Here is a 26,192-nt window from a genome sequence, read left to right as displayed (position 1 = left end):
CTGGTTTTTTGTTTTTTTTAGATAATATTTGATTTAGTGATTGAATAATTAAGGCATATGATGATTTATTATTTTTTGATTATGCCTAAAAAGGAGTGTATTAGAATATGGAAAAGAAAGTGTTAACGGTGTGTCCTTATTGTGGAAGTGGGTGCAATTTATATCTTGTAGTTAATGATGGAAAGATTGTAAGAGCGGAACCTGCAAATGGTGATAATAATGAAGGAAAATTATGTTTAAAAGGATATTATGGCTGGGATTTCTTAAATGATCCTCAAATATTAACTTCTAGAATTAAAAAGCCTATGATAAGAAAAAATGGAGAATTAGAGGAAGTTTCATGGGATGAAGCTATTAAATTTACAGCGGAAAACCTTATGAAGATAAAAGCTAAATATGGACCTGATGCAATTATGGGGACAGGCTCAGCTAGAGGTCCAGGAAATGAACCAAACTATGTAATGCAAAAATTTATGAGAGCAGTTATTGGAACTAACAATATAGATCATTGTGCTAGAGTATGCCATGGACCATCGGTTGCAGGACTTACTTATTCACTAGGTGATGGCGCTATGTCAAATTCGATTCCAGAAATTGAAGATTCAGACGTTTTATTTGTATTTGGATATAATCCAGCAGAAACTCATCCTATAGTAGCAAGAAGAATAGTTAAGGCTAAAGAAAAGGGTGCAAAAGTAATTGTGACAGATCCTAGAAAAACAGATGTTGTAAGATTGTCTGATTTATGGCTTCAACTAAAGGGTGGAACTAATATGGCTCTAGTAAATGCCTTTGGAAATGTGCTAATAAATGAAGATTTATATGATCATGATTATGTAGAAAAATACACTGAGGATTTTGAAAAGTATAAAGCAGAAGTAGAAAAATATACTCCAGAATATGCTGAAAAAATAACAGGTGTAAAAGCTGACTATATAAGAAAAGCAATGAGAACATATGCAAAGGGTAGAAATGCCACAATATTATATGGTATGGGTGTTTGTCAATTCTCACAAGCTGTTGATGTAGTAAGGGGTCTCGCATCTATTGCCCTTTTAACAGGAAACTTTGCAAGACCGAGCGTAGGAATCGGACCAGTTCGTGGACAAAATAATGTACAAGGAACTTGTGACATGGGGACAATCCCTAATAATTATCCAGGATATCAGCTTGTAACAGATAAGAAAGTACAAGAAAAATTTGAAAAGGCTTGGGGTGTTAAACTTTCAGACAAAAATGGATACTTTTTAACTCAAGTGCCTGAATTAGTTCTTAAGGAAGATAAAATAAAAGCCTACTATATATTTGGAGAAGATCCAGTTCAAAGTGATCCAAATGCAGCAGAGCTTAGAGAAGCTTTAGATAAAATTGAATTTATAGTGGTGCAAGATATATTTATGAATAAAACAGCTCTTCATGCAGATGTTATCTTACCTTCAACTTCTTGGGGAGAACACGATGGAGTTTATAGTTCAGCAGATAGAGGCTTCCAAAGGATAAGAAAAGCAGTGGAACCTTTAGGGGATGTAAAAACTGATTGGGAAATAATAAGTGCAGTAGCAACAGCTATGGGTTACCCAATGAATTATAAAAATACAGAAGAAATATGGGATGAAATGAGAAGCCTATGTCCTAAGTTTGCAGGAGCAAGCTACAAAAAGATTGAAGAACAAGGAATTGTTAGATGGCCTTGTCCTACAGAAGATCACAAAGGAACTCCTTATTTATATGAAGGAAATAAATTTACGACTCCTAGCGGTAAAGGAAGGTTATTCGCTTGTGAATGGAGACCACCAGTTGAATTAACAGATGAAGAATATCCTTTAAGTTTATCAACTGTAAGGGAAGTTGGACATTATTCAGTAAGAACAATGACAGGAAATTGCCGTGCCCTTCAAAAGCTTGCAGATGAACCAGGATTTATACAAATGAGTATTGAAGATGCACAGGAGTTAAATATAAAAGATCAAGAACTTGTAAGAATAACATCTAGAAGAGGAAGTGTACTATCAAGAGCACTTATTACTGAAAGAGTTAAAAAGGGTTCAACTTTTATGACATATCAATGGTGGATTGGTGCATGTAATGAGTTAACTAATGATAGTCTTGATCCTATTTCAAAAACTCCTGAATTTAAATATTGTGCAATTAAGGTTGAAAGAATCGAAGATCAAAAATCAGCTGAGGAATATATAATAACTGAATATGAAAACATAAGAAAGAAAATGAGAATAACATCTGAAAAATAGTATATATGTTGCAATTCACAATTACAGCTAAAATTCTTTTAATATTTTTAAAATTATGCTGAAGAATTATTTTTGCAATATATATATTAGGAATTTAAAAGAAAATGATAAGGCACAAGCAAAAAAATAGATAAGTATGCTTGTATATTTTACTTCATATGATGAGATATGTTTACCAAATAGGGCCAATCAGGTGAACATTATAGGGAGGAAACAGCAATGATTAGTGTAGAAGAAGCTTTAAGAATAATTTCGGAAGAATCTAAGGCCTTAGAATGTGAAGAGAAGGATATTTTATCTTGTTTAAATAAGGCATTAGCAGAAGATATATATTCTAGAGATAATCTTCCACCATTTGATAAATCAGCAATGGATGGATATGCCATAAAAAGTGAGGATACTGATTTATATGAAGATGGAGTTTCAATAGAGCTTGAGATAGTTGATCTTATAAAAGCTGGAGAGTTTAGTGATAAAGAATTAAAAAACGGGCAAGCAATGAAGATAATGACAGGAGCACCAGTGCCTAAAGGTGCAAATGCAGTAATACAAATTGAGAAAGTAGAAGTTCGTGAAGATACTCTTTATATTTCTGAGAAAGTTAAAAATGGGTGCAATGTAATAAAACTTGGTGAAGAAATTAAAGTAGGAGATATTGCTTTAAGGAAAGGAACACTCATTAGGCCAACTGAAATTGGAGTTTTAGCTTCTTTAGGTTATAGCAAAATTAAGGTTCATAGAGATCCAGTAGTAGCAATACTTACAACAGGGGATGAACTTGTGGATATAAATGAAACTCCTAAGTTTGGACAAATAAGAAATAGCAATGAATATTCACTAAAAGCATTAATTCAGAATTTAGGATTAGAAGCTTTATGCCTAGGAATTGTTGAAGATAAAAAAGATACTTTAAAAAGTAAAGTTAAAGAAGCATTAGAAAAATCAGATATAGTTATAACTTCGGGTGGTGCTTCTGTTGGTGATTTTGATTTTGTAGAACAAGTATTGAATGAAATAAATGCTGATATAAAATTTCAATCTGTAGCTATAAAGCCAGGGAAGCCAATAAGCTTTGCAGTCATTGATAAAAAACTATTTTTTAGCTTACCAGGCAATCCATTATCTGCAATAACTACCTTTGAAGAATTCGTAAAGCCAGCTTGTGAAAAAATGCTTGGTAAAAACATGGAGAGTGATAATACTTTCCCAGTTATATTAGCTGAAGACTTTAAAGAAAAAGAAGGCAGAAGTAAGTACATATATGTAAAGATAAAAGCTGAGAACGGAAAGTTATATGCATATAAGGCTGGATCTCAAAGTTCTAACCAGTTAATTACTATGAGCAAGGCAAATGGAATAATAATAATGCCAGCAGGAATTGGATATAAAAAGGCAGGAGAAGTTTTAAGTGGAAAATTCATCTTTAAATAAATTAAGTGAACTTAAAGTAATATCTATAGTTGCAACTAAATCTGGAACAGGGAAGACAACATTAATAGAAGCATTAATACCTATATTAAAAGAAAAAAACTATAACATAGGAGTACTAAAACATGATGCTCACAAATTTGAAATTGATAAAGAGGGAAAAGACAGCTATAGGTTTGTAAAAGCTGGAGCTGACAAAATGGTTATTTCGTCAAAAGAAAAAATAGCTATGATAGAAAAGCTAAAGGAAGAAAAAGATCTTGAAGAAATACTAGAACTATTTGTAGGTATGGATTTGGTAATTATAGAGGGATATAAAAATAATGGATACTCTAAAATAGAAGTTCATAGAAAAGAAGTAGATTCAAAGCTTCTATGTGAAAATGAAAGTTCGGATAGAACGAAATTTTTAGCAGTAGCTACTGATGAAAAGCTAAATCTAGACATAGAACAATTGGATATCAATGATGTGAATAAGATAGCAGAATTTATTGAGGATAAAGTTATTTTTAAAGTGCGCAAAGGAGAAAGAAATAATGGAAAAAACATTAGAATGTAAAGTTTTTAAAATAGAAGACGGAATTAGTAAAGCAGATGTAGATGAACTTCTAGTTAGAGAATACCCACTAACAATTTTTCTTAATGGAAAAAAATTAGCTACACTTTTATGTAGCCCAGAAAACTTAAAAGCTTTGTCAGTTGGTTTTTTAAGAACAGAAGGTTTAATAAATACTAGTGATGATATAATATCTTTTAATTTAAATGAAGAAAAAGGAATTGCAGAGGTTGAGACTAAAAATAAAGATGCTGCTCGCGAAAGCTTTTTCTCTAAGAAAATTGATTTAGAAAGTATAAAGGATCAATCAATTGATGGAATTGATAATTTCTTAGATTCCTTAAACTGCAAGCCTGTTGAAAGTGATGCTAAAATGCATACTGAAAAGATATTCGAATTTATGAGAACAAATTTAGATTATTCGGATGTTTTTAAGAATACAGGAGGAGTTCACTGCGTTGCATTATGTGATAGCAATGAAATGCTTGTAGTATATGAAGATGTAGCTAGACATAATGCCTTGGACAAGGTTATTGGAGAATCACTTATGAAAGGCATATTCCTTAAGGATAAAGCAGTTATACTTAGCGGAAGAGTCTCTCTTGAAATGATACTAAAGGCGGCAAAGCTAGAGATACCAATAATTATATCTAAATCAGCGCCTACAAGTCTTTCTGTAGCTCTTGCAAAAAGATTAAATATTACCTTAGTTGGATTTGTAAGAGGGAATAAAATGAATATATATGCTAATGGATATAGAATTATGAAATAATTCACCGAAATGACAGGTACTCAGTTGTTTCGGTTACTGAGAATAAGTTGAGGATTTCTAACAGTAGAAGTTGCACCATTTCTGCATGCTCCTAAAGACAAGCTTCAGGACAAGCGAAAATGGAACAACTTCTACAGAAGAAATGCCAGCAACTTGTTCTCTAATGTAACACTACACAAAAGAGTACCTCTCATTTCTGGTATGTGTATATTTCAAAATATAAGTGAAATTTAAGTTGTGGGTATATTTATGATTTTGGGAAGATACTACATAAGTCTATGTTTAAATTTGGATAGCTATAAGTATTAGGTACAAACCCCAGGAATATTAGATCAATATGTTTGCTATTTTATGTCATACGGCGTTTGGGTGGTCTATTATTTTCTTGGGAGTGCCTTGAGCGTACAAAGGAGTGAAATTAATATGGAAAATTACAATTCTTTTATTGTGGGAGATGCTAATAAGTGCGTTGGGTGTAAGGCTTGTGAAATAGCTTGCTTTAAGGCTCATAATGAATCAGTCACTGTTGGAAATATACAAACACCAATAATTTCTAGAATACATGTTATTAAAGAGAAGGACTTTACAGTTCCGGTTCAATGTAGACATTGTGAAAATGCACCTTGCGCAAAGGTCTGTCCTATAAATGCAATTAAAAATGAAGATAATGCAATAATAATTGATGAAGAAATTTGTATAGGTTGCAAAGCATGTGCAGTAGCTTGCCCGTTTGGAGCTATTGAAATGGGAACTAAATATAAGGCTGGAAAAGCAGTTATGCAAAATTTGCAAAAGGAATTATTTGAAGAAGTGCTAGAAGAGAAAGAAACAAAGGTTGCATATAAATGTGATTTATGTAAGAAACAAGGTGAACCAGCTTGTGTAAAAGCCTGTCCTAAAGATGCTCTTAAATTATTCGATGTCATAGAAGAAAAAAGAATAAGAAACATAAGAGCGGTGAGCAACTTAAATATATAACTAACCGAAATTGAATACATGTTTATTCCGTTGGACTAAGAAAATTTCACTGAATGTCACTAAATGTCAGGTTGCATCCATTTCAGTTTGCTCCTAAGACAAGCTTAGGACAAACCAAAATGGAACAACCAGCCATTAAGTGACATTGGCAGTTCATTTTCTAATGCCAACTTCACAAACATGTATTCAATTTCTAGGCGAGATATATTTTTAGGTATAAGTCGAAAAATTAGTTTGGAATTTAAATGGGTGATTTTAAATTTCAATGAAACACTACACACAACATATCACTTATTTCTAGTGTAGATATATATTTAAGGAAATATAAAGTTTTTGATATATATTATAAAAGAAAGGAATTTAGTTTATGGATATTGGTTTTGTAAATATTGATAAAGAGTTATGTACTGGGTGTCAGCAATGTGTTGAAGTATGCCCTGTAAATGCAATACAAGGTAAAGCGGGACAACCTCAAGAGATTGATTATGATGTTTGTGTTTCTTGTGGACAATGTATACAGGTATGTAATTCTTATGCATTTGAAAATAGAGAAAACAGTCATGCAATAGAAGAGAAAAGAAGAGATAGAGAATTACTTGAAAGTGTAAAGGAGCCAGTGTTTGCAGCTTTTAACAAAGGAAATGCAGCTAAGGTGAAAGAGGCTTTACATAATGAAGAATTATTTACTATAGTTCAATGTGCACCAGCTGTAAGAGTTTCTTTAGGTGAAGAATTTGGGCTTAAGCCTGGTAGTTTAACGGCTGGTAAAATGGCAGCAGCATTACGAAGATTAGGTTTTAACAGGGTTTACGATACTAACTTTGGTGCGGATTTAACTATAATGGAAGAAGGCAGTGAACTTATAAAAAGGGTAACAGAAGGTGGAAAATTACCAATGTTTACTTCTTGTTGTCCTGCATGGGTGAAATTTATGGAACAAAGCTATCCAGAGCTTATAAATCATCTTTCAAGCTGCAAATCGCCACAACAAATGGCTGGAACAATTTTTAAAACCTATGGTGCTAAAGTAGATAAGGTTAATCCTAAGAAAATATATAATGTAGCTATAATGCCATGCACTTGCAAACAATTTGAATGCGATAGAGAAGAAATGCAAGATAGTGGTTTTAAGGATGTAGATATAGTTATTACTACAAGGGAATTTGCTCAGCTTATAAGAGATAAGGGCATAGATTTTAAAAACTTAAAGGACGAAGAGTTCGATTTACCACTTGGAAGTTATACTGGAGCTGGTAATATTTTTGGAGTAACTGGCGGTGTAATGGAAGCAGCACTTAGAAGCGGCTATGAGATGCTTACAAAGAAATCTATTCCTAATTTGGAGCTTAATTTTGTACGAGGCAGTGAAGGAATTAGGGTTGCAGAAGTGAAATTGCCAAAGATAACATTAAAGGTAGCAGTAGTTTCAGGTTTGAAAAATGTAGTTCAAATACTTGAAGATATAAAAGAAGGAAAGTGTGAGTTTGATTTTATTGAAGTTATGACTTGCCCAGAAGGTTGTGTAAGTGGTGGTGGACAACCTAAGTTTATCTTGGATATAGATAGAAGAAATGCCTTGGTAAGTAGAAAAAAAGGTATCTATAAACATGATTCTGAACTTGAAATAAGAAAATCTCATGAAAATCCTTTTATAAAAAAATTATATGAAGAGTTTTTAATAGAACCTCTTGGTGAAAAATCTCATCATCTACTACATACAAAGTTTGTTTCAAGAAAGAAGGAGGAAATATAAATGAATAATTTTGTTATAGCAAATCCAAAAAGGTGTATAGGATGTAGAACTTGTGAAGCTGCATGTGTTGTTGCACATTCTGAAGAAAACATACTTGTACAAAGTAAGGATAAGGTTAATTTTAATCCTCGTTTAAAAGTTATTAAAACTGCAGATGTAAGTGCTCCAATTCAATGTAGACATTGTGAAAATGCTCCGTGTGCTAATGCATGTCCAAATGGTTCAATTATAAATAAAGACGGAGTAGTGTTAATAAATAAAGATACTTGCATAGGATGCAAATCTTGCGCAATAGTTTGTCCTTTTGGTGCCATTGATATAATAGTTGAACATAAAGATGGAGAGAAAGTTATTCAAAAGGGGTTAATGTGTGATAAAGACGGAAAGCTAGAACATAAAGAAAGATTAGTTGCAAACAAATGTGATTTATGTATAGGTAGGGAAAATGGTCCTGCTTGCGTAGAGGTATGTCCTACAGAAGCATTAAGATTAGTTGAATCTAAAATTATAGATGAAGACATTTCGGAAAAGAGAAAAAATGCTGCAGCTAATTTAGTAAATATATTATAAGTGTATGAATGTGGAAAGTTTTAAAACAGCAGTGATACTTGCAGGTGGAAAAAGTTCACGAATGGGTTTTGATAAGCAGTTTTTAAGAATTAATGAAGTGAGAATTATGGAAAAGTTAATTCATGAACTAAGTAAAGAATTTGAAGACATAATTATTGTCACAAATAAGCCAGAAGAGTATAAAACAGCAGAAAACGGAATAAGAATAATTAGCGATGAAATAAAAGATATTGGTCCTCTATCTGGAATCTATGGTGGGCTTAAAGAAAGTAAGAGTAAATATGTATACTTTATAGCTTGTGATATGCCTAATGTAAACTTAAAGTATATTAAGTATATTAAGAAAGTGCTTACAAATAGTAAAGCAAATGCTTGTGTTGCTAAAAGGGAGAGTAAGTTTGAGCCTTTTAATGCTTTTTATTCTGTAGATATATTGCCTAAAATTGAAAAACTTATAACACTTAATAAAAGATCTATAGCGGGATTAATTGATATTATAGAGCCCCTTTTTATTGAAGAAAATGTTTTGAAAAAATATGATTATTCTTTTGATATGTTTATGAATCTTAACTCAAAAGAAGATTTAGAAATATATAAGGAACAATCAAAAAAATAACAAGTCCATTTGCCAGTCTACTTTCCATCATACTGCGTCGGCAAATTGACCTAATAGGCCCGCTATGATGGCAATTCATCTCCTTGTCTGATGAAAAATAGCCATGGTAACTTTGGAGTTGTTATTTATTTTCATGTTCCTAATAGAAAGAATAAGCAGGAGGAAAATTATGTTTGATTCGTATGGCAGAAAGATAAATTACTTGAGAATATCAGTCACAGATTTATGTAATTTAAGATGCAAATATTGTATGCCTGAAAAAGGAATTGATAAGATGTGGCATAAAGAGATTCTAACTTTAGAAGAAATAGAAGCTATTACTCAAAGCTTTGTTGAATTAGGTGTAGATAAAGTTAGGATAACTGGAGGAGAGCCTTTAGTAAGAAAAAATATTTTAAAGTTAATTAATGGCATAGGTAAAATGGACGGAGTTAAGGATTTAGCTATGACTACTAATGGAATTCTCTTAAAGGATTATGCTAAAGATTTAAAAAATGCAGGTCTTAATAGACTTAATATAAGCTTAGATACTTTGAATGAAGAAAAGTATTCAAAGATAACTAAGGTTGGCAAAATCAAGGATGTACTTCAAGGTATTGAAGAAGCTAAAAAGAGTGGACTTGCTCCGATTAAATTAAATGTAGTTTTAATAAAAGACTTTAATGAAAATGAAATAGAAGACTTTATAAATTTAACAAAATATGAAGATATAGAAATAAGATTTATAGAGCTTATGCCAATAGGCACTTTGAAGCATTGGTCATCTAATAAATATATTTCTAATGATACAGTTTTAGAAAAAATGCCAGAATTAATAGAAATAAAATCAACAGATATTTCTTCTCCAGCAAGATATTATAAACTTCCAAATGCAAAGGGGAAAGTCGGGCTTATTAATCCTATATCATGTAAGTTTTGTGGAAATTGCAATAGAATAAGATTAACAGCAGATGGAAAACTAAAGTCATGCCTTCACTCAAACTCCGAAGTGGATTTAAAGAAATTGCTTAGAGATGGTAAAGATATAAAGACAGTGATTACCGATACTATTAAAAGCAAACCAAAAGAACATGAATTAGAGAACGGAAATTATATTAATAGAGAAATGACAGCAATTGGAGGTTGATTTTATGGAATTTACTCATTTTAATGAAAAAGGAAGAGCTCATATGGTGAATGTGAGTGAAAAGGATGAGACAAAGAGAGTTGCTATTGCAAGAGGATCAATTAAAATGAAAAAGGAAACTGTAGATTTGATAAAAGATGGCCTTATTAAAAAAGGTGATGTTTTATCAGTTGCTCAAATTGGCGGAATAATGGGCGTAAAAAAGACCTCGGATTTAATCCCTATGTGCCATAATATTTTTATAACAGGATCTGATATAAATTTTAATATAGGTGAAGAAGAAATAGAGATTGAAGCAACAGTTTCAACAGTTGGGAAAACAGGCGTTGAAATGGAAGCATTAACAGCTGTAACAACTGCAGCCCTTACTATATATGATATGTGCAAGGCTGTTGATAAGGATATGGTAATAGAAAATGTTAGATTAATAAAGAAAACCGGTGGAAAAAGTGGAGAATATATAAGGGAGATTTAAATAAAATGATGGCTAAAGTATTATCAATAAATATTAGTGAAAAAAAAGGTGTTATAAAAACCCCTATAAAAGAAGGAATTTTCATAGAAGAGCATGGCTTAAAAGATGATGCTCATGCTGGAAAATGGCATAGACAGGTAAGCTTATTAGCTCAGGAAAGCATAGATAAAATGATTAAGATGGGAATAAGCGACTTAGATGCTGGAAAATTTGCAGAGAATATAACAACTGAAGGTATTGTTCTTCATGAATTGCCTGTTGGGACAAGATTAAAAATAGGAGAAACAATTCAAGAAGTGACACAGATAGGAAAAGAATGCCATAAAGGCTGCGCTATAAAAAATCAAGTTGGCACGTGTATTATGCCAACAGAAGGAATTTTCACAAGAATAATAAAAGGCGGAGTTATTAGAGAAGGAGATTCTATAGAAATTTTATAGTGGCTAGGCATCAGATAAAAGAGCAAAGGAATTTATTCAAGAATATTGAGAAAAGCTAAAGCAAATCCATTTGCCTAAGGAGATCGTTATTTTGAATTTTGCGGACAAGGAGTTAATATCCCTTGTATCCACATTAAAACCCACTACCATTTGTAATGGACTTGAATAGCGTCCTACAGATGGTAGTGGGTTTTTATGAGTAAGGGTATTCAATTTTTAGTCTCTTTTCTTAAATAAAGTAAAAATACCTATGACAATAAATATTATAGGAATAAAATATTGCGAAGCATAAGATCGGATATATTTATAAATATCGCTATCTATAAAAACTTGATTTAAGATAGATAAGATTCCAAGAATAATTAAAAAGGAACCCAATATTACCCAACCTTGTCTGTTAATTCTTCCGTTCCATGTAGGAGTTACGCTGTAAGAATTTTCTGTGTTAACGTAATTCTTAAAAATAAATTCAGAATCAGGAACATATTCTCCACGTTTAATTTTGTTTGAAACAGCAAATGTATCAAAAAAAGTATAAAACCATATGCAAATTTTAATTAAATGAGATAAGAAGCCAAGTCCTATAAAAGACAAAATAGGTCCAATAAGCATATATAAGAATAAAACTTGGACTCCCTTTTTGATTAGTCCATGATACATATATCCAACGCCAGGAATGCAGGCAGTTATAAAAGTGAGAAAACTATTTCTATTGTCCATATTTTCACTCTCCTAATTGTTTTATAAAATTAATAATAGAATGTTGATTAATTTCAGTAACTACAGCTTTGTCAAAAAAACGTGATTCAAAGTTTGTAATGTGTACCTGAAGACTAGTAATACTAAGAAATATAATAAATAAACCCGCAGCAATTAAAGCGTAGGAAGGGATTAGATCATTTCTTTTAGAACCAGGAAGCTGCTTTTTATGAAGTTTTTGCATTAGTTTTTTATTATAGTCATCAGATACAGTTATATTTTTAAAGGAATTAATAATTATAGTATCAAGATTATCTCTTTTGTTCTGCATAAAATGGAACCTCCGTTTCAATAATACTTTTTAATTTGTTTTTAGCTCTATAAATTCTCCCTTCAATTGTTTTTAAAGGCAAGTTTAATATATCTGCAATTTCTTTTTGAGTTAATCCGATATAATAATATAGTACAAGCGGGGTTTTCAAATTTAGTGGCAAAGATTGAATGCTTTGCCGTATAAAATTTTGCTCGTCTATATCCTGAGTAGATTCCTTAGAAAAGATAAAGAGACCAGTTAAAAAATTCTTAATGCTTCTTTTTCTTGTATAATCTATACATTTTGAAGTTGTAATTTTGTATAAATAAGTGGAAAAGGAACTCTCTTCTCTAAATTTATCAATATTATTAAATACGCTTATAAAAACCTCTTGAGATAAATCTTCTGCCTCATAATAATCAGAGGTATAGGAATAGCATAAGGAGAGAATTCTTTTTTTATAAATGTCTACCATGTAAATAAAAGCATTTTCATCTTTGGTTTTCATTTTTTCAACGAATTCTTGCTCCTCCATTTCTTCACTCTCCACTATTTATTTTAATGATTCCATTATTTAATTTAGCTTTAACTACGCCCTCACCAGTACCGATATTTTTAGAAATTCCAGAGTTGACTCTTTTTTCATCATTTATTTTGCATGTACCATGGTTTATATCTGTATTGATTGATAAGTTTTTGTCTTTTGAGTCTAAAGAGATTGAACCATTATTCATAGAAATATCAATATTTTTACATAAATTATTGTTTAAATCTATTTTACCATTTTCTAACTTTAGAGACGAATTAGGAATGTCACCTTGTAAATCAAATTTTCCATTAGATGCATTTATATTTAGAGCATCAAGTCTTATATCACTATTACTATCTACATTAAGGTTAGTCCCCTTTATAGAAACATCATATCCTTCAGGTAAATAGATAGTGGCTTTAATTGAGTCTATATCATCATCCACAATTTTTAGTGTGTAACCATTTGAATCAGTTATTGGATTCAATTCATAATCCTTTGAAGCATTATCTTGCTTTACATATAATTCAGTATCTATAGTTATTTTATTGTCAGTTGCTTTTTCTATATTCAGTTTACCATTTACTGTTTCAAAATTTAGGTTACTACCAATAGGATCTAAAGTGATTTTTTTATCAATAGATTGTAAGTTTTTACTTGTAAAGATATTATCAAAGAAATTTGTATCTAAATTAAAGGAAGAATTACTTTGTTTTATATTATTATAAATGTCTATAGATATATTTGTGAAAAAGAAAACTATTATTATAAGAAAAACGAGACCACTTATTCGTATTCTTTCATTTTCTTTTTTGACTAAAGTGTAATACAAAATTTCTATGCCTATTAAGATAATAATTATTGGCCAAAATTTTATGAGTTTTCTTCCTAAATCTGGATTGTTAGAATTAATCATAATCCAAATGCCTAAAAGTATAAAACAGATAGCAGAAGTTGTTGTACCTATTTTTCGCATATAAAAATCCTCCATGAATTTTATTTTCATATATTTAGACGTAAGAGATATATATAATCCCACGTTTAAAATAAAAAAAATTAAATATATATAGAATACACCTTTGCCAATACCTATATAGAGTATATATCAGAGATGCGCATGGGGAAAATTATTATGAACGAAATTGTTAAAAGCTTGTAATCTAATGAAATAATGACTTTGTATGAAAAATTAAAAATATCATAGGAGGCTTTTTAATGTCATGAAAAAGAAGGAAATAGAATAAATGATTATGAAATGGTTAAATTGATAGAAGAAAAGCTTTGAAAATGATATAATAGCAGTAAGAAATTAGAGGAAGCTAGGTGAGTATTTTATGTTGTATCATGCATCGGGAGAAGTAGTAGAATTTCCAGAAGTAAGAAAAAGCAAATATACTAAAGATTTTTCATGGGGATTTTATTGCACAAATAATTTTGAACAGGCTAAAAAATGGGCTAAAAGAAATAGAGAGCATGCTACAGTTAACTATTATACTTACAGAGAAAATAAGAATTTGAATATATTAAAATTTGAAAAGATGACAGATGAATGGCTAGATTTTATTGCAGCTTGCAGAAAAGGAAATATTCATGATTACGATATAGTAGAAGGCCCAATGGCTGATGATACTGTTTGGAATTACGTAAATGATTTTTTAGCTGGTGAAATTACTAGAAATATTTTTTGGGAGTTAGCAAAATTTAAATATCCTACTCATCAAATTAGTTTTCATACATTGAAGGCATTGGATTGTCTTAAGTTTGAGAGGAGTGAAATTATAAATGAATGATGTTGAAAAAGATAATTTATTTTACGTTTGCTCGCTTATAGAGTATATAGGAAGGAAAACTAAAAATAGAAGATCAACTATAGTAAAAATGATAGGAAAGAAAGAACTAGAAAGACAGTTAGAACTTGCAGAAGTTAATCATTGCTTATCATTTGAGGAAGTGTCAGATGAGATAATAGAAGAGTTTGATATTAAAGAAGGGGATTTTGATTCAGTAGGTTTGTGCAAATATACTGTTCCAAGTTTTCAAGCTATAGGTAAAGAATATCAGAGATTAATAATTGATGTTCTTTCAGAAGAAAATAATGTGATAGATGTGCTATATTCGGTATTTGAATCATTTATTAGTGATGAAATATCAGACTTTAACTCATCGGTATATTATAGTAGTCCAGAATATTTGAAGTATTCTTATTTAGAAGGCAAATTATTAGTATGATCGGAAAGATGATTTTAATAAAAATTGTATGACTTGATTTATGAATAAATCATTTTGATGTTATATTCTAGATATAGTAATTGCATTTGAACAAGAATCTTTGCTGTTTTTTTATAAGTCAGTATTATTATACTATTATTAGAATACGTGGATTAAAGCTTGTATCATCTAGCAAAAATTATATTAAAGGATTAAAAACATTAGGATTACATGATTTTTAATTTTATTGTGGTGCTTATTTATAATTGAAATTGAATCTATTTTTAAAGTTAATATTACAAACGGTGTAGAGCTGTCAAAATGAAACTCATGAAGATTTATAATTTAGATTTTCGTGGGTTATTTTGCTTACGGGTTTTGGAGTTAAAACTTTTCTTTCATTTATGTTATACTAATTATAATTAATATTTAGGAAATTATGGGTTTGTATTACAAATAAGGTTGTTAATATAAACTGTAATACCATATGAACAACAGCATAATATTTACTTTGGCGAGATATATACATAAGTTCAGATCTTAGTTGATATAGATTTCAAATTTAAGAATTCAACTTATTGGATGAATGTATTTACAAAGTTGCTAAAACTTTGAGTTCATATCTTCACTAGAAATCATAAATATATTTGTGGAGAAAACATTTGAAAATGAGCTGCTAAAGGTTGTTAGCTGTGGGTTGTTCCATTTTAGCTTGTCAAACTGAAAGTTGGAGTATGCTAAAGTGGTTACAACCTGCTGCTTAGAACCTTCAGCGGTATTTTCATAGCTTTTCGGAACAAAATATTTATGTTTTCGGTAAGTTATCACATAAATTTAGTTTTAGAGTTGGATATCTATCTATGCTTATAAGAATTTTAAAAGATCTAAATGAAGATTTTAGTTGAGAATATTTTTATTAGATTTATATTATAGATAAGAGGTATAACATGAACCAGTTTGATGAGCTATTGTGGAAAAATGAAATAGAAACAAATAAAACAGTGTCAAAGGCGATGCGTATTGTTTTGTATTTTTGCTTTGCAGCAGGATTTTTAAATTTGATTCATGTATTTGATGCCGTGCAGAATGTTATGGTAAAAATGAATGTATTACTTATAATTCCTCTTTTGTTGCCAACAATTTTGGTAGATATATTTGAACTTAAGAAAGCATGGACAAAGTATTTAATACTTACTTGTGCTGTGATTTCTACAGGAATATGCTATACATTATTAACCTTTCAAACAGTTTTAATGTTTGTCATTCCAACAATATTAGCTTCTATGTATTTTAGAAAGAAACAGCTTATAGTAGTAATTATTGAATCAGTATTTAATATAGTGATGGCTCATTTACTTAGCTTTTATTTTTTGATGGAACCATGGGTTGAACCCTTTACTGGATTAAAAAATATAATGCTATATGGAGCTGTGCCAAGAATACTTCAATATTTATGCTGTGGAAGTTTGTTTTATATATTATGTAATCGTACTTCTGGACTCATGCTCAATTATCATAAGTTTATAAAAGATAAAGAGGTTTTTGAACTAGAAAAATCTATTGCTCTGCAGAAGATAAAATATGAGGAGCGGGAGCAGGTAAGCAGAGATATACATAATAGCGTTGGTCATACAATAATGGCAGCGATTATGAGTTTGGATGCAGCAGAAGCAGTTTACAATATGGATTCTAAAAAAGCAATTGAAAAAATAAAATTTGCTAATATAAGAATGCGTGAGAGTCTCGAAGCCATTAGAAAAGCAGTACGTGGGGTAAACACAAAAGAAAATGGACAAACCATAGAAGATGTGATGAAATTAATAAATGCAAATGTTGCGAAATTAAAAAAGGATTTTAATCTCAAAATAAGAACTAAAATTGATTATAGTGAACAGCAATTAAGAACGCAGATTATTAGTATCGAAAGAATTGACTTCTTAATAGGAGCATTGCAGGAACTAGTTACAAATAGTGTAAAGCATGGAAATGCAACGGCTATTATTGTTATTATAAATGTAGATAGAAATAATATAAATATAATAGTTCAGGACAATGGAACAGGTATAGAAAGTATGAGAAATTATGAGGAATTATTGGACTCTGGATTTGGAATTAAAAAAATCAGAAACTACTTAATTTCTATAGGTGGGATTTTAAAAATAGAAAATCAAGAAGGACTTCTGGTAATTCTAAAAATTCCAACAAGAGCAGGTGATAAGAATGAATAAAATTAGAATATTGATAGTAGATGATGAAAAACTTCTTTTAGAAAGCCTTGAGTTAATCCTATCTATGAATGAATCTTTTGCAATAACAGGATTAGCGCATGATGGAAAAGAAGCATTAGATATTTTAAAGAAAGAACAAGTAGATATAGCATTAGTAGACTTAAATATGGAAGGAATGTCTGGACAGGAATTGATATTAAAGGTAAAAGCAGCATATCCTAAGATTAAAATACTTGTTTTGACAACTTTTTATGATGAAGAAAACATTGTGAAGGCAGTGATACATGGGGCAGATGGATACTTATTAAAAGATGCAGGAACAAAAGTCATTGTTCAAGGAATTTTTAATGTTATGAATGGCCAAAGCATGCTTGATAGCAAAGTAATGACTGCATTAGCAAATATAATGTCAAAATGCTCAAATGAAAATACAGATAAAAACAAATATCATAACGTTGACTTATTAAAAAATTTAACTGAAAGAGAAATAGAGATTTGTCAGTTGCTTTCGGATGGATATACAAATTCTCAAATAGCAGAGTTCTTATATATTTCTGAAGGTACAGTAAAAAATTATATAAGTACTATTTATGATAAAACGGAAATAAAGGATAGGACAATGTTAGCCTTAAAGCTTGCAAAAATATTTTCTTAATAATTAAACATGACCAGAGTCATATGAAAATAATGACTCTGGTTACTTTTTTATGAATGATATTTTAGTTATTCTATAGGAAATAAGGTAGAAATGAGGAAAAAGAAATGAAGAGAAATAAATCAGTTAAAGCATTTGGAATTATTTTTGTGATAACCGCATTACTTATTTTTATTAATCTTATTCCAACTCTTAGCTTAAAAACATCAAATATGCACATTATTGAAGGGGAATGGGTGAATGTTTATTATGAAGATGAAGAAGCAGCAGCTAAGGATGTTTTTCAGTTAGCTAACGCAAGAGCTGGTGAATTAGCTAAAAAATTAGGATTTAGTGAAAAGCAAAATATTAATATTTATATTTATGACCATCAGTCTACAATGCAAATGAAAAAATATGGGCTAATAGGGCCAATGTTAGGGCTAGACTGGTATATTGGTGACAATATAGGAACGAATGTTATACTAACATCGCCTGCAAATCCAGGAAAGGTCCATGACTATGATAATAATAAGCAAGCTGCTTTACATGAAATGGTTCATGCCTATGTAAGTATACTAAATCCACATATTAGATTATGGTTAACTGAAGGAACGGCTTTATATTTGTCCAATGCAGAGCCTTTTTACAAAAGATATGCCTATAATATGCACATTCCAACTTTTTCAGAAATTAAGACTAGCAATCCAGTTGAATTTTCAAAGATGGGAGGTTACACCTTTGCCAATACCTATATAGAGTATATAGATAAAAAATATGGTTGGGAAAAATTAATGCAGATAATTAAAACAGAAGATTATGAAACGGTATTTGGAAAATCTGATGAAGATATATACAATGAATGGGTGGATTATATTAAAAATTATTATCAATGAAATAGTTAAGAGGTTGTGAATGGCTTATAATCCAATTGAGATTATGGCTTTTTGGGGAAAAATAGAAATATTATAGAAAGCATTTTTATGTCTATTTAAATATGTATCCTTGTACATTGCATGGATATACAAGGGGCGATAAGGTAAATAGCTTGTATAAAATACAGTAAAGTTTATAAACAAGACTTTACTGTATTTTCATAGCTTTTCGGAATCAAAATATTTATAATTTCGGTAATTTACCACATGAGTCTAGTTTTAAAGTCGGATATCGATATAGATAACACAATCATAAACTATACTTAGACTATGAAGTATCTCCCAACCAGAAATGAGTAATATACTTTTGTGGAATGTTTCATTGGTAATTTTGATGGATGTGATTCTTTGGCTATAAGTTGTTCCAAATGTGCTAGTTCAAAGTTTGTTCTTTGAGGCTAGCACTTTGTGTGCAACTTTATAGCCTTAGAATCACCCGTCAGAATTGCCTAGAAACTGGAACAAAAGTATGTTATTCATTTCGGCGAGTTATATACATAAGTTCGGTCTTAATTTGCAATAAATAAAATACTAGAAAGGAGAAACATTTTTATGGAACAGGCATTGAAAATGAGCTGGTAAAAGCTCTTAATTGTAGGTTGTTCCACTAATGCTTGTCACAATGAAATTGGGAGCAAGCTTTAGTGGGGAAACCTGCAATTTAGCACTTTCAGCGAAATTTTCATAGTCCTGTGAAATAACAATGTTTCTCCTTTCGGTGGATTATTGCATAAGTCCAAGTCATATATTGTTTATCTATAAATAAATTTAAATTATTTTATTGTTGCAATGTTTTTTAATTTTTCAGTGGAGCTGGTTATTTCTCCAATGGAAGCAGTTATTTCTTCTGTAGCAGCAGCCTGTGAATCAGCAGCTAAGCTTGATTCTGATATTTCACTTTCTATATGTAAAATTGATTCTTTTATTTGAGACATAATGTCTGATATTTTCTTACCTGACTCACTACTAAGTAGTGCTAATTTTTTCATTTCGTTTGCAACTACACTAAATCCACGGCCAGCATCACTTGCTCTAGCAGCTTCTATAGCGGCATTTAACGCTAGCAAATTAGATTGAGAAGCAATATTTTGAATTGATATAAGTATTGAATCTATATCTTCTAACTTTTTATTAGTAGCTTTTGTATAATTTACTACGTTAGTTATAGTTGAGGCCAATTTTTGAGAAGAACTTGCTATTTCTTCAAGACCCGCATTAGTTTGCTCCATAGAATTGAAAATGTTTTCTGAAGAATCCTGAATAATTGCCTGCTTTTCAAGGCTTTTTGCAACACCAACAGCTCCAAAGACATTTCCATTATCATCAATAAGTGGATAGCATATACCCTGGAATACAAATCCAAATATCTCTTTTGGTAAAATATTTGAAGTAACTCTCTTAGTCCTCATAGCTTCAAGGTATGGATCACCTTCTTGGATCCTATCGTTTACACTTAATTTCATTGGTATTTTTTCATTAGGATAATAAGCTATAAATTTTTCAGTGTCTGTAATTGATATGGCTATATCTTCTCTAAGCATGTCTTTAAGTAATGGAAGTACATCTTTTAGTGAGTTGATTATTTCTCTGTTCATATTATCTCCCCTTATAATTAATTAGTTATTTCATATTATACAACATAATTATACAAATTCCATAAATAATGTAATAAAATGAAATTTTTTGTATAAAATGCAGAAATATTAGTTTTACATATAGATAAACTAATTATAAGTTAGATTTACACCAAGAAATATATCTCAACTAGAAATAAGAATTATGCTTTTGTGAAATGTTTCATTAGAAACTGGAATAACAGCATAATACCTATTTCGGCGAGCCATATACATAAGTTCAGCTCTTAGTTGGAATATTTACATATGATGCATTATTTGAAGTTCCATTAAATAGTCATACTTTGAGGAAACAGATAAATCTACCATCTTTGAGACTAAAAAAGCTGTATCATCAAGTTTCATATTTTTTATATCAGCATATTTAGTTATGTTGTTTATTGCAGACATAGTGTTTTCTTCTGAATAAATAAAACTTTGATTAATATAACGACCTTCACGCAAATTTTTAAATTTTAACTGAGGAATTTTTTTCTCAGAGAATACACCGAAACCTTTGACATTTAAATTTTTAGTCTTCATATATTCGGATAAGGAGAATAATAAACACATAGTATTATGTTCTGTAATATCTATATTAGTTATATTAGTTATATGTCTATTTACATATTTATCGATATCATAAATAGAGGTGTTGAGCTCAAGATAATAAAAGTTTCTGCTCATTAGATATTGTTCATATATTTCAATTTTTTTGGGAGATTTCTTTAATTCTTTTATATCAGATATCATACTATCTGTAAGCTGTTTTGAATATTCGATAGCAGCTATCTTTTTATCTAACTGTTCCTTATGAGACTCTAAAAATGTTAATAGTTTATCATAATCCTTATTTTCATCAAGTATATTTTTGATATCTTCTAATGGAATTAACAGAGTTTTATTTAAATATCGAATCACATCGATTATAAAAAGTTGATCATAACTAAAATATCTATATTTAGTGTCTGGTGAAATATAGCAAGGTTTTAGCAAATTTAAATGGTCATAATGACGCAATATCTTAGTTGATATATTCATATAGCGAGATACTTCTCCGATTGTATATAGATTTGTCATTTTTTTCACACTCCACTATTGACTTTACCATTATGGCAACGTTTATATTAATAGTATAAAGTAACTTTTGTACAAGAGTCAAGAAAATTGGAGGTTAACATGAGTAGTATAAAAGTCATAATAGATAATATAGAATTATGCGCTGATGAAAATAAAACAATTATGCAAGTAGCTGAAGATGCTGATATTTATATTCCACATCTTTGCCATCATCCAGATCTTCATGATGTTGGAGGATGCAAATTATGTGTAGTTGAAATATCAGGAAAAAATGATATACAAACAGCATGTACAACGAAAATTGAAGAAGGAATGATTGTTAAAACAAAATCAGAAAAACTTGATGAGATGAGAAGATTGTCAATGGAACTTATGCTTGCTAACCATGTAGACGATTGTACTACATGTCCAAAGTATTTAAAATGCGAATTGCAATCATTAATTCAATATTTAGGTGTCAGTACTTCAAGATTAAGAAGAACTCTTAATACTGTTCTTGTTGAAACAGAAAACCCATTAATTATTAGAGACTTAAACCGATGTGTAGCATGTGGCAGATGTGTAAGAGCTTGCCATGATATCAGAGGTGTTGGAATTTTAGATTATGATAAAAATGAAGAAGATAGAATTTATGTTGGAGTTAAAAATGGATTATCATTATCAGATGCAAACTGCCGTTTTTGTGGGGCTTGTGTTGAAGTATGTCCAACAGGAGCTCTTCAAGATAAAAAAGGTGTATTCAAAGATGGAAATAGAGATGATGTATTAGTTCCATGTAAGCATGAATGTCCAGCAGGAATTAATGTTCCTAAATATGTTCGTTACATAAAGGACGGAAATTTTGATGAAGCAGCAGCAGTAATTCGTGAAAAAGCACCATTTCCTAAATCATTAGGACTTGTATGTATGCGCTTTTGTGAATCTGCGTGTAGAAGAAAAGATATAAATGGAGCAGTTTCAATACGTGAATTAAAAAGATTTGCATCTGAAACTGATTCTTATAAGTGGAAAGATAAATCATTTAAAAAGGATAAAACTGACAAGAAGGCTGCAATTATTGGATCAGGACCAGCAGGGCTTACAACAGCTTACTATCTTGCGAAACTTGGACATGCAGTAGATGTATATGAAAAACTCCCAGTGGCAGGAGGGATGCTATCAGCAGGTATTCCAGATTATAGACTTCCTAAAGAAGTTGTAGAATCTGAAATAGATGTAATTCGCGAAGCAGGAGTAAATATTATTACTAACAGTAAGGTAGAATCTTTAAAAGAATTAAAAGAGAATTATGATGCAGTTGTAATTGCTATAGGAACAGATAAAGGTGTAAGAATTCCAATCCCTGGGTCTGATTTGAAAGATGTATATGTAAATATTGATTTTTTAAGAAGAGATTTGATAGAGATAGACATTGAAATGAAGAAATCAGTTGTTGTTTTGGGTGGCGGAAATGTGGCATTTGATTGTGCAAGATCAGCAAAGAGATTAGGAGCTGAAAGTGTTGCAGTTGTTTGTTTAGAAGGAAAGGGAAACATGACTGCTAGCGATGAAGAAATCGAAGAAGCAATTGAAGAAGGAATTCAAATTTACAATAGCAGAACTTTTGTGAAAATTGAAGACAATAATGGGAATGCTTCGGGGATAGTATGTCAGGAAGTTGAAGATTTCCACTTTGATGAAAATAAGAAATTAATATTAAATATCAAAGAAAACTCAGAACATTTAATCAAAGGTGAAATGATAATTTTTGCAACAGGCCAAAGAGCAGACCTTGGAGCATTTGAAGAAATTGAGCTTAACGGAAGAGGTCTAGTAAATATTGACGATTGTTATAAAACTAATGAAGATGGAATCTTTGCTGTTGGAGATGCAGTGACAGGAACAGCATCTGTAATTCAGGCAATAGCAGGAGCAAGAAAAGCTGTATCAAGTATTGATAAATATTTAGGTGGAGATGGAGTTATAGATGAAGTCTTATCATCTGAACAGCCTTTAGATCCAATGATAGGAATGGAAGAAGATTTTGCTAAAAAGGAATGTAGTCATTATAAATGTGTTCCGGTTGATAAAAGAATAAATAATTTTAATTTAATGACAGTGGGATTTGATACAAAAACTGCACAATGTGAGGCTTCTAGATGTCTTCAATGTGATTTGCGTCCAAAACTTACAAAGGCAAAATTCTGGACTGAATATAAGGTGAAGTAAAGGTGGTGAAAAAATGCTAGCAGAAAATATAAAAATATCAGGACATGGAATAAAAGATACTAATCTCATAGATAGATGGCAAAGCAGGGAATGGGAAGAATTAGCGTGTCTTTTTATTGATGATAATAGTCAAAGTGAAAATATAAGATATTTATTAGAACAGCACATAAGTAAGGTTATTGATGGAATTAAAATATGCCAAAAGGAATTAGGAATAGAGAAAGTTAAAATTTATCTTAGTGAATGTTATAGTAATTTCAAAATGCAATTAGAATCATATGAAATAGAAGTAGTGCTAGTTGGGAATAAGAAAGCTTTTGAAAAAGATGCATTTAATGAAATAACATTAGTACATAATGCAGAAACAATGTATGCACTTAAGAATTCATTGGAAGAAAATTATATCCCTAAAAAGATTATTTCAATAGCTGGAGATGTTAAAAATCCTGGAATCTATGAAATTCCGATTGGAACATCTTTAAGGCAAATTATAAGTGAATATGGCGGCGGAACTGAATCTGAAAAAGCAATAAAATTTGTGCAGGTAGGCGGAAATACAGGTGCTGTTTTCACAGAAGAAGAATTAGACACTCCATTCTTATATTCAAACTTGATGGAAAATGGGACAATGTTAGAAGTATCAAAAATAGAAGTTTATAATATAGATACGTGTGTTGTGAATTGGGTAACTCAAAAAATGCTAGATAACAGCAAAGAGACATGCGGGAAATGCGTATATTGCAGGGAAGGGATTTACCAATTATACAAAATCATTAAGGATGCAACTGAAGGAAAAGGTAAAGAGAGTGACATTAATTTAGCTATCCAGTTAAGTGAAACAATCAAAATCGGAACCTTATGCGATTTCGGAAGAACTGCTTCTAATCCATTATATACAGCTATTAATAAATTTAGAGATGAATTTGAAAAGCATATTGATAGAAAAATTTGTAGTACACTAAATTGTATAGCTTATGCTAATTATTTTATAGATCCAAAGCTTTGTAATGGCTGTGGCGATTGTATGGATTGTCCTCAAAAAGCAATCAAAGGTGGAAATAATCTAATTCATATAATTGATATGGATTGTTGTGATAAATGCAAAAAATGTGAAGAGATATGCAGCGTAAAAGCAGTAAAAAGATATGGCTCAGTAAAACCTAAATTGCCAGCAGAACCAATAGAAGTTGGAAGTTTTGATGAAGGTGCTTTAGGCGAAAAGAAAGGCCTTGGACTTGGAAGAAGACGAAGAAAATAGCTCATAATCAAAAATTAATATATATTTTTAATCAATAATTAAATTTGGGAGGTAACAAATATGCGTGAAATGGAATCAGATGTAATTATCGTAGGTGGAGGAGCATCAGGACTTGCAGCAGCAATTGCAGCAGCAGAACAAGGAGCTGAAGTTATAGTATTTGAAAAAGCAAATACTACTGGTGGGTGTGCTAATATGGCAATGGGTCTTTTAGGAGTAGAGACTAAAATGCAAAAGGAAAGACTTGTTGATTGCACAAGAGAGGGAGCATTTCAAAAATTCATGGATTATACTCACTGGAGATCAGATGCAAGGCTTGTAAAAAATTATATTTATAAATCAGCAAGTACAATTGAGTGGCTAGAGGCTATGGGTGTAAAATTTGCGCTACCATCAAAATATTTCCCAGGTTCAGAAGCAACTTGGCATATTGTTCAGCCAAAGACAGGAGCACCTGGACTTAGAGCAGCTGCAACAATGATTAAAGCAATGACAGACAGAGCAGAAGAATTAGGTGTTAAAATCTGTTTAGAATCACCAATTCAAAGTTTAATAAAAGATGATGGTGAAGTTATAGGAGTAGTTGCAAAGGATAAAGATGGTGAAATTGAAGCATATGGTTCAGCTGTAATTATTGCTACAGGCGGATTTGGAGACAGTCCTGAATTTATTAATAAGTATACAAAATTCGAATGGGGAAAAGATTTATTTTCGTATAGAATTCCAGGACTTACAGGTGATGGAATCAGCATGGCATGGGATGCTGGAGCTGCAAGAGATAGAATGGATATGGAATTAGTTTTCTTTGCACCTAATACAGGTGGATATGCTCCAATTGAACTTCCATTTAGACAACCAAATCTTTTCGTAAATCTAGATGGTGAAAGATTCTATGATGAAGCGGTAGTTGAAAATCCAGTATTCTCAGTTAATGCTATCTGTAGACAAAAAAAAAGAACAGCTTTCTCTATTATAGACGAAAGTATAATGAAAGAATATGAGAAAAATGGCTTAGACTTAATCAATGTTGTTACTTCTAATATAAGTATGGATGATTTTAAACAAGAAATGAATGATCTTATTAAAAATGGAAATGATGTTTTATTTATAGCAGATTCAATTGAAGAATTAGCAGAAAAAGCAGGAATTGATAAAGAAGGTCTTGCAAAGACATTAAATGAATATAATGAATGTTGTAAATCAACTGATACATTATTTAATAAGAATCCAAAATACCTAAAACCATTAGTTGGTCCAAAATTCTATGCTTTAAAATTTGCTCCAAGTGCATATGGAAGCTTAGGTGGAATTAAAATCAATTATAAGACAGAAGTAATTGACAAAGAAGATAAAGTAATACCAGGATTATTTGCAGCAGGAACAGATGCAAACTCTATCTGTAATCCTGACTATGTGTTTGTACTTCCAGGAAATACTCTAGGATTTGCAGTAAATTCAGGTAGAATAGCAGGAGAAAATGCAGTTCAATATATAAAAGAACACTTTACAGAAGAATAGAAAAGC

General features: G+C 30.8%; 25 protein-coding genes. 19 read left to right on the top strand and 6 right to left on the bottom strand.

Features of this window, described 5'->3' with window-relative positions; all coding sequences use genetic code 11:
• Positions 1 to 107: 107 nt before the first annotated feature.
• The 11 genes from fdhF to KEC93_RS19100 all read left to right on the top strand — a co-directional run bounded on the left by fdhF (position 108) and on the right by KEC93_RS19100 (position 10,963).
• Positions 108 to 2,249, top strand: a complete 2,142-nt coding sequence (fdhF, locus tag KEC93_RS19150; protein ID WP_077868224.1) for a formate dehydrogenase subunit alpha — start codon at positions 108 to 110, stop codon at positions 2,247 to 2,249.
• Between the two features lie 219 nt (positions 2,250 to 2,468).
• Positions 2,469 to 3,680, top strand: coding sequence for a molybdopterin molybdotransferase MoeA (locus tag KEC93_RS19145; RefSeq protein ID WP_077868225.1), 1,212 nt, complete (start codon positions 2,469 to 2,471; stop codon positions 3,678 to 3,680).
• Entirely contained in the window at positions 3,658 to 4,236 is a 579-nt protein-coding gene (gene mobB, locus KEC93_RS19140; protein ID WP_077868226.1) for a molybdopterin-guanine dinucleotide biosynthesis protein B, read from the top strand. Before KEC93_RS19145 ends, mobB begins: the two co-directional genes overlap by 23 nt.
• Positions 4,214 to 5,005, top strand: a complete 792-nt coding sequence (fdhD, locus tag KEC93_RS19135; RefSeq protein ID WP_077868227.1) for a formate dehydrogenase accessory sulfurtransferase FdhD — start codon at positions 4,214 to 4,216, stop codon at positions 5,003 to 5,005. The genes mobB and fdhD overlap by 23 nt, the downstream gene beginning before the upstream one ends.
• A gap of 423 nt (positions 5,006 to 5,428) precedes the next feature.
• Positions 5,429 to 5,983, top strand: a complete 555-nt coding sequence (locus KEC93_RS19130; protein ID WP_077868228.1) for a 4Fe-4S dicluster domain-containing protein — start codon at positions 5,429 to 5,431, stop codon at positions 5,981 to 5,983.
• Between the two features lie 367 nt (positions 5,984 to 6,350).
• Entirely contained in the window at positions 6,351 to 7,736 is a 1,386-nt protein-coding gene (locus KEC93_RS19125) for a [FeFe] hydrogenase, group A (RefSeq protein WP_077868229.1), read from the top strand.
• Positions 7,737 to 8,306: a 4Fe-4S dicluster domain-containing protein gene (locus KEC93_RS19120; protein WP_077868230.1), complete on the top strand. Its 570-nt coding sequence runs from the start codon at positions 7,737 to 7,739 to the stop codon at positions 8,304 to 8,306.
• Positions 8,307 to 8,310: 4 nt separating this feature from the next.
• The gene (locus tag KEC93_RS19115) at positions 8,311 to 8,922 is read left to right on the top strand and encodes a molybdenum cofactor guanylyltransferase (RefSeq protein WP_077868231.1); all 612 of its coding nucleotides are present in this window, start codon (positions 8,311 to 8,313) and stop codon (positions 8,920 to 8,922) included.
• Between the two features lie 169 nt (positions 8,923 to 9,091).
• Positions 9,092 to 10,048, top strand: coding sequence for a GTP 3',8-cyclase MoaA (gene moaA / locus KEC93_RS19110; protein WP_077868232.1), 957 nt, complete (start codon positions 9,092 to 9,094; stop codon positions 10,046 to 10,048).
• Positions 10,049 to 10,052: 4 nt separating this feature from the next.
• Complete coding sequence (gene moaC, locus KEC93_RS19105) at positions 10,053 to 10,523, top strand: cyclic pyranopterin monophosphate synthase MoaC (RefSeq protein WP_017212001.1); 471 nt, start codon at positions 10,053 to 10,055, stop codon at positions 10,521 to 10,523.
• An 8-nt stretch (positions 10,524 to 10,531) separates the two neighbouring features.
• On the top strand, positions 10,532 to 10,963 hold the full coding sequence (locus KEC93_RS19100; protein ID WP_077868263.1) for an MOSC domain-containing protein: 432 nt from the start codon (positions 10,532 to 10,534) through the stop codon (positions 10,961 to 10,963).
• A gap of 216 nt (positions 10,964 to 11,179) precedes the next feature.
• On the opposite strand, the gene KEC93_RS19095 is transcribed toward KEC93_RS19100, so the two are convergent.
• The 4 genes from KEC93_RS19095 to KEC93_RS19080 are packed head-to-tail and all read right to left on the bottom strand — an operon-like array spanning position 11,180 to position 13,480.
• Positions 11,180 to 11,683: a hypothetical protein gene (locus KEC93_RS19095; protein WP_077868233.1), complete on the bottom strand. Its 504-nt coding sequence runs from the start codon at positions 11,681 to 11,683 to the stop codon at positions 11,180 to 11,182.
• Positions 11,684 to 11,687: 4 nt separating this feature from the next.
• Positions 11,688 to 11,993 carry a hypothetical protein gene (locus KEC93_RS19090; RefSeq protein ID WP_017212004.1) on the bottom strand — a complete coding sequence of 102 codons (306 nt, stop codon included), beginning with the start codon at positions 11,991 to 11,993 and terminating at the stop codon, positions 11,688 to 11,690.
• Positions 11,974 to 12,510, bottom strand: a complete 537-nt coding sequence (locus tag KEC93_RS19085; protein ID WP_077868234.1) for an RNA polymerase sigma factor — start codon at positions 12,508 to 12,510, stop codon at positions 11,974 to 11,976. Before KEC93_RS19085 ends, KEC93_RS19090 begins: the two co-directional genes overlap by 20 nt.
• A 4-nt stretch (positions 12,511 to 12,514) precedes the next feature.
• Positions 12,515 to 13,480 carry a DUF4097 family beta strand repeat-containing protein gene (locus KEC93_RS19080; protein WP_077868235.1) on the bottom strand — a complete coding sequence of 322 codons (966 nt, stop codon included), beginning with the start codon at positions 13,478 to 13,480 and terminating at the stop codon, positions 12,515 to 12,517.
• 358 nt (positions 13,481 to 13,838) lie between these two features.
• Here KEC93_RS19080 and KEC93_RS19075 point away from each other — a divergent pair, with 358 nt between their 5' ends.
• The 5 genes from KEC93_RS19075 (at position 13,839) to KEC93_RS19055 (ending at position 18,470) form a co-directional block, all read left to right on the top strand.
• Entirely contained in the window at positions 13,839 to 14,294 is a 456-nt protein-coding gene (locus KEC93_RS19075) for a DUF3990 domain-containing protein (protein WP_077868236.1), read from the top strand.
• Positions 14,287 to 14,733, top strand: a complete 447-nt coding sequence (locus KEC93_RS19070) for a hypothetical protein (RefSeq protein ID WP_077308511.1) — start codon at positions 14,287 to 14,289, stop codon at positions 14,731 to 14,733. The genes KEC93_RS19075 and KEC93_RS19070 overlap by 8 nt, the downstream gene beginning before the upstream one ends.
• A 926-nt stretch (positions 14,734 to 15,659) precedes the next feature.
• Positions 15,660 to 16,940 carry a sensor histidine kinase gene (locus tag KEC93_RS19065; protein WP_077868237.1) on the top strand — a complete coding sequence of 427 codons (1,281 nt, stop codon included), beginning with the start codon at positions 15,660 to 15,662 and terminating at the stop codon, positions 16,938 to 16,940.
• On the top strand, positions 16,933 to 17,595 hold the full coding sequence (locus tag KEC93_RS19060) for a response regulator (protein WP_077868238.1): 663 nt from the start codon (positions 16,933 to 16,935) through the stop codon (positions 17,593 to 17,595). The genes KEC93_RS19065 and KEC93_RS19060 overlap by 8 nt, the downstream gene beginning before the upstream one ends.
• Before the next feature lie 107 nt (positions 17,596 to 17,702).
• Positions 17,703 to 18,470, top strand: coding sequence for a hypothetical protein (locus KEC93_RS19055; protein WP_077868239.1), 768 nt, complete (start codon positions 17,703 to 17,705; stop codon positions 18,468 to 18,470).
• An 812-nt stretch (positions 18,471 to 19,282) separates the two neighbouring features.
• Here KEC93_RS19055 and KEC93_RS19050 read toward each other — a convergent pair.
• Together KEC93_RS19050 and KEC93_RS19045 are read right to left on the bottom strand one after the other, a co-directional pair.
• Positions 19,283 to 20,104, bottom strand: coding sequence for a methyl-accepting chemotaxis protein (locus tag KEC93_RS19050; RefSeq protein WP_023975218.1), 822 nt, complete (start codon positions 20,102 to 20,104; stop codon positions 19,283 to 19,285).
• A 279-nt stretch (positions 20,105 to 20,383) separates the two neighbouring features.
• Complete coding sequence (locus tag KEC93_RS19045; protein ID WP_077831129.1) at positions 20,384 to 21,202, bottom strand: MerR family transcriptional regulator; 819 nt, start codon at positions 21,200 to 21,202, stop codon at positions 20,384 to 20,386.
• Between the two features lie 99 nt (positions 21,203 to 21,301).
• On the opposite strand from KEC93_RS19045, the gene KEC93_RS19040 reads away from it, so the two are divergent.
• The 3 genes from KEC93_RS19040 to KEC93_RS19030 are packed head-to-tail and all read left to right on the top strand — an operon-like array spanning position 21,302 to position 26,186.
• Positions 21,302 to 23,410, top strand: coding sequence for an FAD-dependent oxidoreductase (locus tag KEC93_RS19040; RefSeq protein WP_077868240.1), 2,109 nt, complete (start codon positions 21,302 to 21,304; stop codon positions 23,408 to 23,410).
• Between the two features lie 13 nt (positions 23,411 to 23,423).
• Positions 23,424 to 24,668 (top strand): NADH-ubiquinone oxidoreductase-F iron-sulfur binding region domain-containing protein, encoded by a 1,245-nt coding sequence (locus tag KEC93_RS19035; protein ID WP_077868241.1) that lies wholly within the window; start codon positions 23,424 to 23,426, stop codon positions 24,666 to 24,668.
• A gap of 60 nt (positions 24,669 to 24,728) precedes the next feature.
• Entirely contained in the window at positions 24,729 to 26,186 is a 1,458-nt protein-coding gene (locus KEC93_RS19030; RefSeq protein WP_077868242.1) for an FAD-dependent oxidoreductase, read from the top strand.
• Positions 26,187 to 26,192 lie beyond the last annotated feature (6 nt).

This window comes from Clostridium beijerinckii (assembly GCF_018223745.1).
GTDB lineage: Bacteria > Bacillota > Clostridia > Clostridiales > Clostridiaceae > Clostridium > Clostridium beijerinckii.
This window is presented reverse-complemented; position numbering and strand designations above follow the sequence as displayed.